At 43.0% G+C, this 15292-nt stretch carries 7 protein-coding genes; 5 read left to right on the plus strand and 2 right to left on the minus strand.

Translation table 11 applies throughout. The features are described 5' to 3' along the window. Positions 1 to 294: 294 nt before the first annotated feature. Positions 295 to 2223 carry a sialate O-acetylesterase gene (locus DW036_RS04190; protein WP_118461537.1) on the minus strand — a complete coding sequence of 643 codons (1929 nt, stop codon included), beginning with the start codon at positions 2221 to 2223 and terminating at the stop codon, positions 295 to 297. A gap of 22 nt (positions 2224 to 2245) precedes the next feature. Then, positions 2246 to 4744 (minus strand): glycosyl hydrolase 115 family protein, encoded by a 2499-nt coding sequence (locus DW036_RS04195; RefSeq protein WP_118461539.1) that lies wholly within the window; start codon positions 4742 to 4744, stop codon positions 2246 to 2248. Positions 4745 to 4991: 247 nt separating this feature from the next. Between DW036_RS04195 and DW036_RS04200 the strand changes: the two genes are divergently transcribed. From DW036_RS04200 to DW036_RS04225, 5 genes are all read left to right on the plus strand, one after another. Continuing rightward, the gene (locus tag DW036_RS04200) at positions 4992 to 7811 is read left to right on the plus strand and encodes a pitrilysin family protein (RefSeq protein ID WP_118461541.1); all 2820 of its coding nucleotides are present in this window, start codon (positions 4992 to 4994) and stop codon (positions 7809 to 7811) included. 779 nt (positions 7812 to 8590) lie between these two features. Further along, positions 8591 to 8926: a hypothetical protein gene (locus DW036_RS04205; RefSeq protein ID WP_118461543.1), complete on the plus strand. Its 336-nt coding sequence runs from the start codon at positions 8591 to 8593 to the stop codon at positions 8924 to 8926. A 147-nt stretch (positions 8927 to 9073) separates the two neighbouring features. Further along, positions 9074 to 13111, plus strand: coding sequence for a helix-turn-helix domain-containing protein (locus DW036_RS04210; protein WP_118461544.1), 4038 nt, complete (start codon positions 9074 to 9076; stop codon positions 13109 to 13111). Between the two features lie 235 nt (positions 13112 to 13346). Next, positions 13347 to 14267, plus strand: a complete 921-nt coding sequence (miaA, locus tag DW036_RS04220) for a tRNA (adenosine(37)-N6)-dimethylallyltransferase MiaA (RefSeq protein ID WP_118461548.1) — start codon at positions 13347 to 13349, stop codon at positions 14265 to 14267. 75 nt (positions 14268 to 14342) lie between these two features. After that, positions 14343 to 15269, plus strand: a complete 927-nt coding sequence (locus tag DW036_RS04225; protein WP_118461550.1) for a diacylglycerol kinase family protein — start codon at positions 14343 to 14345, stop codon at positions 15267 to 15269. Positions 15270 to 15292 lie beyond the last annotated feature (23 nt).

A 15292-nucleotide genomic window follows, 5' to 3' on the forward strand; every position in this document is an offset into this window, starting at 1 on the left:
AGTCGAAGGAGTAGCTGCGGGAAAGGAAGAAATTTACGAGTTTTTTGTAAGTATAATTACTAACAGATGAAATATACGATGAAGCATCATTTAACTCATATCGGTATGGTAATGAGTTTTCACCACAGAGTAACACAGAGTCTCACGGAATTCTATTCTTTCGATTTCAAATCGATTAAATTCTGTGAGACTCTGTGTTACTCTGTGGTGAATGAATTCATACCCGAAAAGGAATGAGCTAACTTTACATGAGCGCTTAATCCAGACTATTAATACACTTATAATGCCATTTACTTACTTCACTATTTCCATTTGAAACGGCGAAGCCGGAAGCCCTGCCTTATTCTTCAGGTTAGCCTCTTGGGGATTATCATCCCAAGCGTAACGAACCTTTACAGGCTGAATAATGTCTTCGCCCCAAACCATCACCTTATTGCCTTCTACGGCAGCCTTTGCCCATTTAAAACGTCCGTCTGCTCCTGCCAGTGCAAAACCTTTCAATTGAGTTACAGGCATTAAATCATTCGTTCCTTCTTCAAAAGAGAGAATGATCTTTCCTTCTTCAACAGATACAGATGTACATAATGGACCGCTATGAACTATATCTTTATGACCATATACCTTCTTTTTAACCTGAAGTGCCACTCTTCTTGCCAGTTCTTTCTTATTTAATGGATGAATATCATTCCACTCTCCCAAGTCTATTGCTACGACTAAAGAAGTATTAGGCAACTTCAAGGTCACTTGCCGTTGAGCCTCTCGCATACCCGCCCAACCACTCTCTACAGGCTGCAGATGCGTCTGCATAAAATTGGGTAGCTGCATAATAAAGAACGGGAGATTTTCATCTGCAAACTTCACTCGCCAATCTTTTATCATAGCAGTCAATAAAGCCTCATATTCACTTGAACGCCCTGCATTCGTCTCGCCCTGATACCACAAAGCTCCTTTAAAATGCAAATTTCGTAAAGGAGAAATCATGGAATTATACATGCCGGTCGGAATATTCTGAAAAGACACCCCACCTCTTCCGGCAGGCATTTCACAACCTAATCTATATTTCCACTGTTCCGCCAAACGAACCGTGTCTCCATCTATCGCCATACAATAAGGCTTGTCTTTGACAAAGCTGGGGCGACCACCTGAATTGATAAGACGAACCGTCACCAGATTCTCACCTGCTTTCAATACCGATGCAGGAACTTTATAAATACGTGGCGGATATTGATACGAAGTGGTACCTACAAATACACCATTCACATACACAGAGTCCGCATTCACCATACAACCCAAACGCAATATGGCATCTTTATCAGCTTGATCAGCCGTAAGACGAATATCCTGACGGAACCAATGTGAGCCACTTACCGGATAGCCATTCTTAGTGCCCAATTGATAGGAAAACATATTCACTTCCTCCCAATCGGAATCATCCAATTCCGGTTCATACCACTTGACCGGAGCATGAAGTCCTTCATCCCCTTTATACAAAGAGAGATTCCAAAACCTCGACATCATACCACCTGCCTTATTCATCAAAACCTTATATTCGTCAGAGTTATAAATATCCCTTTCACGCAAATTCTTTGGGAATTCCTGTAGAGCATCCTCACTCATCCAAGCCTCAATAGAACTTCCGCCCCAACTTGAATTAATAATCCCGACAGGAACTTTCGTCTCATTATACATCTCTATAGCAAAAAAATAAGGTAGTGCGGCATAAGACTGAGCAACCTCCGGATCCAAGGATGTCCAGTCCATCCGGGAAATATCTTCTTTCGGACCATGCAAATCATTGCCATAGGGAGTTTTAACGTAACGGATCATTGGATTTTCGTAAGCAGCCGTTTCCTTGCCAAACATATCCGCTACACGTGCCACGGTCAGTTCCATATTCGATTGCCCTGAGCACAGCCACACATCCCCTACCAAGATATCCTTTACTATCACTTCATTCACCGTCATCTCATAAGGACCGCCAGCTTTCATAGCAGGGAGCATGACCTGCCATCTGCCATTCTCATCAGCCTTTGCCGTGTATTTCTTCTTCTTAAAAGTTACCACTACATCCTCACCCGCTTCAGCTGTTCCCCATATCTTAATGGGTCTTTCACGTTGTAATACCATTCCATCCGAAAGAACGGAGGGGAGTTTAACCTTAGCTTCAGCCCATACAGAACATATACAGACCAATACTACCAATAAAGTAAATTTATATCTCATAATATTGTAATTTTTAACATTCCTACTCCTTTATCAAACTTTCAGGTGCTCCCAGGAAAGAAGGTTTCAAACCTCCCAGGTCAATCATTATTTTCTGCATAACAAGTGCCGGATCAAGCGGACGGATACGCAAGGTATGCCTTCCTTTCTTATCAAGTAAGTGTCTGCTTTGAGTAGTAATTATGTGCTCTGCCTGCAACTTGCCAAGCTCACCTTTATAATCACTGTTGATATTGACTAATTGTTCTTCACCACCATCCAAACTGACCGCATAACGCAATCCTTTATAATCATTGAAATTCAAAGTTGAAGAAAAACGAACGATAACTGTAGCATCCCCACTTTTCTCCGTTTCAAAATCATATTCCAAACACATATCTGCTCCCGGAACAGCTGTGGCAGGTGAAGTAGTGACAGCAGATAACGTACGCCCCAGGTTAGGAATTGTAATCCAATGAGCAGATGTACTGTTAGCTGAACGGGTATAATGTTCTGCTTCGATAGATACATACCCATCCGTTTCCACAAACACAGGTGGTGCGGGAGCGATACGAGGTTCGGGAACGAAAGTTACTTTAGGCATAATATTATGTTTCGGATCATTCCAGAAGCTATATCCGATATGTGTCTGATCCATGATATGATTCCATTTGCCACCGCTCATTACATGGTTATATTGATAAGTCAATACGGAGTCACGTTCAAAACACGCACGTGCCTTATCAGCCCATTTATTGGCTTGCACATCGTTGCCCTCTGCCAGTTTACGATTCATCGCTACGGCATAATACATATCATATAGGTTGGAACATGCTTGTATCGGGAAAAGTACCAATTGATCAAAAGCATCCCGATACTCGGCAGGCATCAGATAATAGAGTTTCAAGGCATCCAGGCATAATGCGGCATATTCATCTCTTACACTTTGCCATTCATTATAGTTTTCCAGACTGTAAGTCCTGTCATCCAACATTTCCGGAGTCACCCTACGATTATATTTAGTATAAGTATCAATCAGACGGGCTGCTTCTTCGGCATAGTTTCCACCAAACTGCTGACGACAGAAATCTACTGTATGCTGAAACAGATTATTTTCGTTGAAACGTTGCGGACCCCAGGCCATATCCAGGAAGAAGGTGATCGGATACTCCATTGGTTTCAGATCGCCCACATTCACCACCCACAGTTCACGTACACCATAGTCATAAGTCAGAGTCATCTGCTCCCATGTACGCTGTATCTGGGTGATATTTATCCATTTAGAGTTGCGGGGAGCTCCTACATAATCGAAATGATAATACATACCATAACCACCCTTACGGGGCTTAGCTTTCAAATCGGGTAATTTACGTACATTCCCCCAGTTATCATCACAGAGCAGCAGTGTTACATCGTCAGGTACTCGCATACCTTTATCATAATAATCCTGTACTTCCTTATAAAGTGCCCACACCTGTGGAGTTTCTTTCGCCTTCTTACCAGTAGCTTTTTCTATAATCTTCCGCTGATCTTTCACAATATTCTGTAACAGGGAAATATTTGCATCTTCACTCATTGGTTCATCACCATCACCACGCATAGCAAGGGTTATCACTGCTTCCCAATCTTTACAGCGTTCCATACCTTTCTGCCAGAAGTCACGTAATACAGCAGCATTTGTGTTATAGTTCCATTCCCCTGTTCCACGACGTTTCCAGTCTTTCTGAGCCTGTCCCATCGGTTCATGGTGAGAGGTACTCATTACAATTCCCATTTCATTGGCCAACGGGCCATTCATCGGATCATCATCATAGAAGGCACTGTTCCACATAGCAGGCCACATAAAGTTTCCTTTCAAGCGAAGCACCAATTCGAATACAGTTTCATAGAATTTACTGTTAAAACCACCGAAAGTAGCACTGGCCCATCCACCCAAAGAAGGCCATTCATCATTCAGGAAAATACCGCGATACTTCACAGCAGGCTCACCATCCGTATAAATTCCTTCCTTGATAGATATAACATCATGTTTTTCTACCGGTACATCCGCCCAGAAATACCAGGGAGATACTCCCATCTGCCGGGCAAGTTCATAAATGCCATAAATAGTACCACGTTTATCACTACCGGCAATCACCACTGCTTCTTCTACTCCGTCTATGGGATTTTTCACAGTCTGTAGAATATACTTCTCACGTTTGCCCTGCAAATCAGCCGCATTGATCTTCCCGGACTGCAACAGTTGTTTAATCCAAGAACTATTTTCTATAGAACCGACAATCAACATACGCTTCGCGGATGCAGAGTAAATAATTTCAGGTGTAACACCCGTTACCTTACCCGCATCTGTCTGCAAATTTACTACGGCACGCACTACACCTTTATCTTCCTGCGGATCTATCAATATGGGATAAGCTTTTCCCTGCTGTATCCAGACAAAACCACTCCCCTCATTTGCTACAAACCGTTCTGTTGCAGATAATGGCTGTAATAGCACTAAACTCATCAAGCAATAGATAACCCAACTAATTTTTGTTTTCATGGTATGATACTTTTTAATTAATTTCTGTCTTGTACAAAAATAGTCTATTACAATATATTTTCTTGTTCCGCATGTTCCCACTTACTATAGTCGATGTTACATCCGGCATTTTCATGTTACATAAATTTCCATTCATGTAACATCTGCCCTGCAAACAACCATAATTACCAAAAAGAATCCGCATTTTGTGATTTTCCTCATTCTTCTCTGACAAATATAGCAAGAAACAATTTTAATATTCATAAACATGAAACATCTATTTCGTAATTTATTGCTTATAGCATTTATCGTATGCTGTAATTTTCAACAGGCTCTTGCACAACAGATGCCTCCTATTCCAATCGATTCCAATGTACGCATTGGAAAACTGGATAACGGCCTAACTTACTATATCCGCAAAAACAATCTCCCCGCCGAACGGGCAGACTTTTATATCGCTCAGAAAGTAGGTTCCATCCAGGAAGAAGAGAACCAACGCGGTCTGGCACATTTCCTCGAACACATGTGCTTTAACGGAACCACCCATTTCCCGGGTGATGCCCTGAAACAATATCTGGAACGCATCGGAGTTAAGTTCGGTGAAAACCTGAATGCCTACACTGCAGTAGATGAAACCGTATATAATATTTCGAATGTACCTGTCAATACTCCGGGAGCCATCGATTCTTGTTTATTAATTCTGCACGACTGGAGCAATGACCTGACTCTGGACCCTAAAGAGATTGATAAAGAACGCGGAGTCATCAACGAAGAATGGCGTACACGCATGAGTGCAGTGCAACGTTTCCAGGAAAAGTTGCTTCCTGCCATGTTTGCCGGTACCAAGTATGCTACTTGTTTCCCCATTGGAACCATGGATGTAGTGATGAACTTCAAGCCGCAGACACTAAGAGACTATTATGAAAAGTGGTATCGTCCCGATTTGCAAGGCATTATTGTGGTGGGAGACGTAGATGTAGATGCCATCGAAGCACAGATTAAGAAACTGTTCGCCGATGTCCCCGCACAGCCCAATGCCGCCAAACGCGAATATTATCCGGTAAACGACAATAAAGAACCGATTGTGCTGATTGCCCGAGATAAAGAACAGCCCCATATCCAAGCTATCATCTTTAACAAACACGAAGCAACTCCCGACTCGGAGAAAGGCAATATGAATTATCTGATACAAGACTATGCCATCGACCTCATCAATAACATGCTGAATGCCCGACTGAACGAACTGCTTCAAGCTGCCAACCCTCCGTATATCTACGCAGGAACCTATGATGGAGATTTCTTCGTTGCAAAAACCAAACAAGCCTTTACCGGCATTGTTGTTTGCAAAGAAGATGCAGTGGAAAACGGTATCACCACCCTGGTTCGCGAAATGGAACGTGCCCGTCAGTTTGGCTTCACCGAAAGCGAATACCAACGTGCCCGTGCCGAGTATCTGCGCAATATGGAATCTGACTACAACGAACGTGATACACGTAGGAACGAGGTATTTATTGATGAATATGTACGCCACTTCCTTGACAACGAACCCATACCGGGTATTGAAAACGAATACGCCATCATCAACCAAATAGCTCCGGCCATCCCCGTACAAGCATTGAATCAGATGATGCAGATGTTGATAACAGATACCAACCAGGTAGTCGCCATTTTCGGTCCCGAAAAAGAGGAACTGAAAATGCCGACAGAAGAAGCTATCAAGAAGATTCTGAAAGATGTAAAAGCCGAGAAGCTGACTCCGTATGTAGACAAAGTATCAGACGAGCCCTTGATGAAAGAAGCCCCGAAGGGTGGAAAAATCATCTCCGAACAAAAAGATGATGTATTCGGCACTACCATACTGACATTATCCAACGGAGTAAAAGTTATCATCAAGAAAACTGACTTCAAAGCTGATGAGATTACCATGAAGGGTGTAAGCCTGGGAGGAAGTTCACTGTTTCCCAACTCTGAAATCATCAACATCAACGGTTTGGATGCCGTTTCTGCAGGCGGTTTAGGCAATTTCAGCGCTGTAGACCTTGAAAAAGTATTGGCAGGCAAAAGGGCTTCCGTAAGTTACGGTATCGGTGATAAGACCGAAACTGTCAATGGCTACTGTTCTCCGAAAGACTTTGAAACGATGATGCAACTCACCTATCTGACATTCACTGCTCCGCGCCGTGATGATGAAGCTTTTGCATCTTATAAGAACCGCAACAAAGCAGCATTACTGAACCAGGAAATGAACCCGAACGTTGCATTCAGCGACAGTATTACCTTTGCATTGCAAATGGGACATCCCCGTACCATCCGCATGAAGGCCGATATGATTGACAAGATGGATTATGATAAAATCCTGGCAATGTACCAAGACCGTTACAAGGATGCCAGCGACTTCACCTTTATCTTCGTAGGCAATGTAGACGTTGAAGAAATGAAACCGCTTATTGCCGAATATCTTGGAGCATTGCCTGCCATCAACCGTAAAGAATCATTTAAGGATAACAAGATAGAATACCGCAAAGGTGTATATAAAAATGAGTTCATCCGTGAACAAGAAACAGCTAAAGCCTCTAACTTCGTCAGTTTCATCGGTACGTGCAAATATGATTTAAAGAATTCCATTCTGCAGGACATGACTTGCCAGATTATGGATTTAGTTTATACCGAGAAAGTACGCGAAGATGAAGGCGGAACTTATGGGGTATATGTAGGTGGCAATCTCTCCAAATATCCAAAGGAAATAGCCGGAATACAAATTGTTTTCGATACAGCACCTTCTAAGAGAGAGAAACTGATGAAAATCATCTTTGCCGAGATAGAGCACATATCCAAAGAGGGGCCGTCTCAAGCCAATCTTAATAAGGTGAAGGAGTTTATGCTGAAGAAGCATGCCGAAAACCTGAAAGAAAACAGCTACTGGATGGGAAGTATTGATGAATACTTGTTCACCGGAATGAATCCGATAAAAGACTATGAACAAATAGTCAACAGTATTATGGCAAAAGATATTCAAAAGTTTGCCTCTGACCTGTTCAAACAGAAAAATGAGATAGAAGTCTCAATGATCAGTCCGGATAAAAAATAATAGTATATAATAATAATAAAGAAAGGCTGCACTGTGTTTCAAGCACAGTGCAGCCTTTCTTTATTAACTTCTTTCTGTAGGGTTATGAGTTAAGCCGCTGCATCGCCACTTTTATCTCTTTTCGCTGCGACGGTTAATGAAAATCATAGTAAATACTTATTCTTTCCACCATGGTAGAAAGAATAAACGTTCGGATGGAAAAGGCTAACCGCTGGAAGGGAAAAAGCATAGGAATGCCTAAGAAAGGAGTTAGCTATTGCATTTCGTCAAATCCATCCGCTTCTTGATTTGTTAGTAACGCGGAATCAGTAGTTGAAATTTGTTTGTTTTTGAACGGACTATAAATTATTAGATTCTAAATCCTGATACCCAAACAAACTGATTGTAATCTGCCAGAATAAGTTTAACGGCATATTTGAAATAAGCCTCTGACATAATTGCAAAACAATATTATTTGGATTATAAATATTTATTGCTACTTTTGTAACAGCTTACTTCTATGTGTAGAAAGTGGCTTTGAAAATTTTGATTTGAGAACGGTTATTTATTGCATTCCCCTATAAATTCCGCTAAAATTTACAACGGATGACAATAAGTGACAGGTCTCACGCACATTTGTATATACACCTTGTTATATACCCAATGGAGCGTGGGGCTATCACTTGTGTCGTTGTAAGGTCCTAGCGGAGCCTTTAGGGGACATGAGTAGATAGTTTCCCACGCTCTTCTTTTTATAAACCACGCATCACAGGGAAATGATGCGGCAACCAAAATAAACCATGTACGAGGACTTCAAAGAATGTGTCATCCGGTTAATGCAACATCCCATCATGAGCAAACCTGTTTCTTTTTTAAGCGATTCCGAATGCCTGCAAGCCTATGATCTTATCAAACAATTAATCGACCTATCCGTGAATGAAGAGTATACCCAACTGGATTATATCCAGATGGCACGCCTCAAATACCACCTCGGAGAATTAGCCTATCAATTAAATACCGACAACGAAAACACAATCCTGCACTACAAATCCCTTCCCCACCTGTTAGAAAAAGGCGGTTTCGACCTCAGTCTCCGTAAATGGGCAGAACTGGTCAGCCTGAGAACCAAAGAATAAAAAGAGTTCAAAGAGTTGTCCGCATTTTTACTTCTGAATATTTTTACATGTTTTTTACGGATAACCTTTGCTATTCAATAAAAAATATATAAATTGCCATATTTAAAAACACGAAGGCGGTATTGCCCGATAATAAAAAATAAAACTATGCAGTATGAGAAGGATGTGATTTACTCCCTGAAAGTAACCGGGACTATGATAACAAATGATTGTCATTATTATCTGATAGAAAATGAAGGAATCAAATACAAGGTAAAAATGCTGAAATTCCAGCACAAACTACCGGTTCCCGATGAAGTGAAATGTATCGTTTATAGCTATGATGCCGACGACACTCCTCTCTTTGCACAACACAAAGGTGAAATATCACGCAAACTTTATACAGTCGGCAGCACTTATCCTTTCGTTGTGCAACAAAAGCCAGGCTATCAATCCGGACACCGCAACATCTATTATGGATATGATATGAATGGTATACGCGCCTTAATTCAGGTAGGAATAGGAAAAGAACTGACTATAGGAAGAAATGTCCGCTGCACGGTCAAGCATATCAATCCGGATGGAATCTTGGGCGTCGTTCCTGTCAACCAGGAAATGGACTGTGAAACCAATTTCATTACCTTCGAGCAATTGATGCATAACATCCATACCGAGCAACTGCCAGCCTGTATTCAACTGGAAACATTACGCACCGACTCGACCGGAGATCCGAAAACACAGCAAGTATTGAAACAATATGACAGTCACGAAGGAGAATGGCTACTATCGTTCCAAAGTATACTGCTTGCCAAAAGAGAAGAAAAAATAGAAAAAAAAGATTGGGAAGGAGTATGCGAATTAATACACTACCAACTTCTTATCACCGAATGGATACTCGAGGATTCCCTGTTCCTTACATTCTACTCGTCGTCCGTAGTCCAATCCCTGCGCGAAAAGGGAGAACGGGAAATATTTGTCTGCGAAGCAATACTGAAAGCCATAGAACTTATCCGGAGCAATGCTGTGGATAATTTTCTAAAACATATATTTACAAAAATACGAACTTCGGGATATTTGTCCGACCGGAGCCGAAAGGCCGAATTACTGACTGCCTTGTTCCGGCTGGACGACACATTGGCTGATAAAAACATGTTTACCCTCACAGAGTTCTGCCAATATATAGCCTGCAACACTTCAACTACGGAAACTTCCTCCCTGACATCCATTATAGAACTAATCAGGAGGATGATAGAGAAAAACAGAGCTGTGCATGACGTTTCCCCCACTAAAATCATGCACTTACTGGCCATCTACCTGCTGCTTTGCTACAACCGCGAAGCACATACGGCAGTCTATCGCATCATGCTTTATCGTTATGCAGCTTTGGCAAGCCCTTCTTCCGCCGGGATTCTGACGGATAAGGCATTCGATGTATTGACACGGGCAAATCAATCTTACCGCACGGAGTTTAGTTGGGAAGATGTCGTCCACTTCAAGCCTGAGCCATTCATTACCAAATTACGCTCATTCATGACGGATACATCTGATGATAAAGACAAGCTGATAGCCCAGCATATCACACAGGGAGGACGGATATTGCTACGTAATGGAAAGTTCGGGCTCTATGCCGGTTGCAATCCGGGCGCACTGCTACCCGAACACCAGAAGGTAACAGAGATGGTGTCCGTATTCGACGACAGAATTAGTGTATATGCAAAGAAAGACATCAAACCGAAAGCAAATGAAGCACAAAATATTTTTGTATTAAAGAATCTTTGGGGAGAGTTGTCAGGACAGCTATCCGAACACATAACGGCATCTACCAAAAAGACACCGGAAAAGATTCTTCCTACGGAAGGAACGCGTGTCAGGATCACGCTGAAAGCATTCAATCCACGTTTTCCACTGATGATGTTTGCAGAAGTAACAGAACCGGGATACGAAGGAACCGGCGCACTACTGGCCAATGAAGTAACCCGTAGCCATATCCACAGCATGGACGGCATTTTTTATGAAGGAGATACCTTTGAAGCCACAGTATCGAAAGTCGGGCAGAATGGGCGTCTGACATTCAGCATCCTTCGGGAGTTGTTTGAATTTGTAACGGGAACAATCAAATACGGCCATCGTGTATATGCCAGGCTGATACGAATCTCCAAAGGAACAGGTGTATGGGTATGTGAGGAAGGATACACACTGTTCACACCGGGCGCAACACTCTATCCTGAAGTAGGCACGGTAGCCCTGCTGGAAGTGAGGGGCATCAATGATGCAGGATACATCAATGCCACCTGTATAGAAAAATCCGATAAAGAGATAGAAGAAACTGAGGCTCTGGCTAAATTAGTCAGCGAATATATCAATTTCTGTTCTCCACAGGATGAAAAAGCCGAAGAGGAAGAGGGTAATTTCGGACCAGTCTTCACAGACGAGGACGCAATGCTGACCGGAGAGCAGTTATCGCTCCCCCTAATGTGCGAATTACCTTGGCTACTGGTAGTGACAGCATCCGCCGAAAAGTCGCTGGTGAAGCGTTACAACCTGCTGGGAACAGCTTATCTGCTGGCCGGAATGCTCAATGATTCAACCTTAAGCGAATATCTGGCGCTGCAAATGAATTATGAGGAAAACATCTACAGTTTTGCCACCCATAACGGCCAGGCACGATGGACGCATTTTTCGCGCATAGATGACGCGGCGGTTTCACGTTATCCCTCACTCCGTCCTAAAAAAGAAATGTTACAAATTCTCAGTTTGTTTTATACCCATAACTTCGCCCCGGAGCTTGCAGTAGGCATTGCAACCACCAAAGATGAAAACAAAGAGCGCATAGTCCGGTTGGTGCTGGCCCATACTCTTTTACTGAACTCCCTGCCGACGGCGACATTAATCCCTTTGCGCAATGAACTCCTGCAACGCATAGGCGCCGGAGAATTTGCATTGCCCGATGAACCGGCGGCAAAATCTCCATCTGCGGCAGAACACGAAGACATCCCCCACATGGGGAGAGAGAATGATAAAGTAGAATTTAAATCATCCGTGGTATATCCCGCCGGACGTACCGTACCTGACATGAAACGGCAGTCGGAAATTATACTGCACACCATTGCAGGCTTCCTTAATGCCGCCGGCGGCACACTCTATATCGGCGTATCCGATGCAGGGGCCATAATTGGGCTGAAGGAGGACTACACCTACATGGTATGCAATTCGGATGCCTACGAACGTTTCATCCGCCAACGCATCATAGCAACAATGGGAAAAGACATCAACAGCATCATTAAAATAGATTTTCCCCGATATGGCAACCGTGAAATATGCTGCGTTACAGTGCCTTGCTATGGTAAACTGATTGAACTGAAAGGAGTGATATGGCAAAGGCAAGGCAATTCGACAGTGATGCTCGACGGCAATGCCCTGGCCAAGCAGAGAAAAAGGAAAAATGAGATGTTACAAGCAGAACTTAACCAGATTGCGGAAAAGGAAATAGAGCTAATCAACGAAAGCCTGTTGCAAACCGGAGAAACACAGACAGCAGTTGCCGCCGCCTTTGCAGCCAGTCTGGAAAAGAAGAAAAAGAAAGTGGAAACCGTATCGGAAAAGGCTATAATACAAACATCCCTGATACGCACCAATGCGTTGACGGAAAAAGAAGATGGTACACAGGTGGTGTCCTATCTGTCACTGCTCGATAATGGCGGATATGTATTGAAAGACGAATACTCACATATAGACAATGCCATACTCACATTGGGAATCAGTAAAGAGGAAATCGACGGTGCACTGCTCCTCTGCTATGAAAACGGTTATGTCAACCGCGTTCCGTTGAAAATCTTATTGCAGAAAAAGCGTGATTATGTTTATAAGAATGGTGTGAACAAAGATTCACATTTGATATTCGCTACCATTGAAAATGGTGAACCGCACGTCCTGGCACGTACCGCCAACCAAAAGAACGAATACCTGAAAATGTTTCCCGTTGCCAAAATAAAGCAGAATATGGATCTGGCTTTAAAAGGAACTCCGCTTTTCTCTTATGATTTCGGAAAGGTAATTGCCTGGGAAGTGATACCAGAAATGGAATCAGAAAAGCTACAGAAACTGTATAATGACAATCCGGCACATCAGGGATACGCCATTACATCCGAAGCCGTATCTAAAGAAAGGGAACTATTACAAATAATGGGATGGAATATTGAAAATTAATGATTTACCTGTATAGCACAGAAAGTATGGACATAAAAAAAGGAGTACCGCTGTACTCCAACCTTTGTTAACCTTAAATCTAATACTATGAAAAACACATTGCAAAGGTACGGACTTTTCTGAATTTCGCAAGCTCCGTGTGCGAAAACAGCACATTTATAACACCATTTAAGAGAAGTCACTCCGTTTTTCACTTCCTTTTTCATATCTTTGCCACAAACAATCAAAACGACTTATGCCTGACTATGATTTGATAGCTATATTAGGTCCTACCGCTTCCGGAAAAACTCCTTTTGCCGCGGCACTGGCAAATGTTCTTGACACCGAAATCATCAGTGCGGATTCCCGGCAAATCTACCGTGGCATGGACCTTGGTACGGGTAAAGACCTCATTGACTACACCGTAAATGGTAAACAAATCCCTTATCATCTGATTGATATTGCCGATCCAGGGTACAAATACAATGTTTTCGAATATCAACGTGATTTTCTGACAGCTTACGAGACTATTAAACAAAAAGGGAAATTACCCGTTTTGTGTGGAGGTACAGGGTTATACTTGGAGTCCGTATTGAAAGGGTATAAGCTGATCCCTGTTCCCGAAAATCCGGAACTGCGTGCACGGCTGGCTGATAAGTCTTTGGAAGAATTAACCGGGATACTGAAACAGTACAAGACCTTGCACAACACAACGGATGTAGATACAGCCAAGCGTGCTATCCGTGCGATTGAAATAGAAGAATATTACGCACATACACCGGTAGACGAGCGTACATTCCCCCAACTGAACAGCCTCATCATCGGTGTGGATATAGACCGGGAATTACGTCGCGAAAAGATATCCCGCCGACTGCGCCAACGTCTGGACGAAGGAATGGTGAATGAAGTGCGCCAGCTGATAGAGCAAGGCATACAACCGGATGACTTGATTTATTACGGCCTGGAGTACAAGTATCTGACGCTTTACGTCATCGGCAAGCTGACTTACGAAGAGATGTACCAGGAACTGGAAATCGCCATTCACCAGTTTGCCAAACGGCAGATGACCTGGTTCCGGGGGATGGAACGCCGAGGATTTACCATTCACTGGATGGATGCCGGGCTGCCAATGGAAGAAAAGATTGCTTTTGTACAAGCGAAACTCAAAGGGAATTAGTATCTTTGGAGCAGCAAAGACGAAGCCTGGGAGGGTAACTAATGATTATGTAGGACTTTACTAAGAGATAACAATATGAGCGTAGAACCCGAAAAGTGGGGAGTGATATATAACCCCAAAGCCGGCACACGAAAAGTGCAAAAACGGTGGAAAGAAATAAAAGAATATATGGACAGCAAAGGCGTGTCTTATGATTACGTGCAGTCCGAGGGGTTCGGATCAGTGGAACGTTTGGCCGGTATTCTTGCCAATAATGGATACCGTACTATTGTCGTAGTAGGTGGTGACGGTGCACTGAATGATGCGATTAACGGCATCATGTTGTCCAATGCAGAAGATAAAAGAGAAATCGCCATAGGCATCATTCCGAACGGTATCGGGAATGACTTCGCCAAATACTGGGAAATGACCTCGGAATACAAAGATGCGGTGGATTGTATTATCAATAACCGTCGCCGGAAAATCGATGTCGGCTTCTGTAATTATTACGACGGCGAGCAACACGTTACCCGTTATTTCCTCAATGCCATCAATATCGGTTTAGGAGCCCGCATTGTGAAGATCAGCGACCAGACCAAACGTTTCTGGGGAGTAAAATTCTTATCTTACCTCATGGCACTCATTTCACTTTTCTTTGAACGCAAGCTTTACCGGATGCATCTTAAAATAAACGGAGAACATATCCGCGGACGTATCATGACGGTTTGTATCGGCAGTGCATGGGGATATGGACAAGTTCCCAGTGCCGTTCCCTATAATGGTTGGCTCGATGTATCCGTGATCTACCGCCCGGAATTGCTACAACTTGTATCAGGCTTGTGGATGTTACTTCAAGGACGCATATTAAACCATAAAGTCGTAATGCCTTACAGGACACAGAAAGTGAAAGTACTGCGTGCACAAAATGCCTCTGTCGATCTGGATGGACGCCTCCTCGACAGACACTTCCCATTGGACATCGGCATCATGCATGAGGCAATCACCTTGATTATACCCAACTAAAATAAACGATTAACGTTTAGTGA

Source organism: Bacteroides sp. AF39-11AC, from assembly GCF_003474285.1.
Taxonomy (GTDB): domain Bacteria; phylum Bacteroidota; class Bacteroidia; order Bacteroidales; family Bacteroidaceae; genus Bacteroides.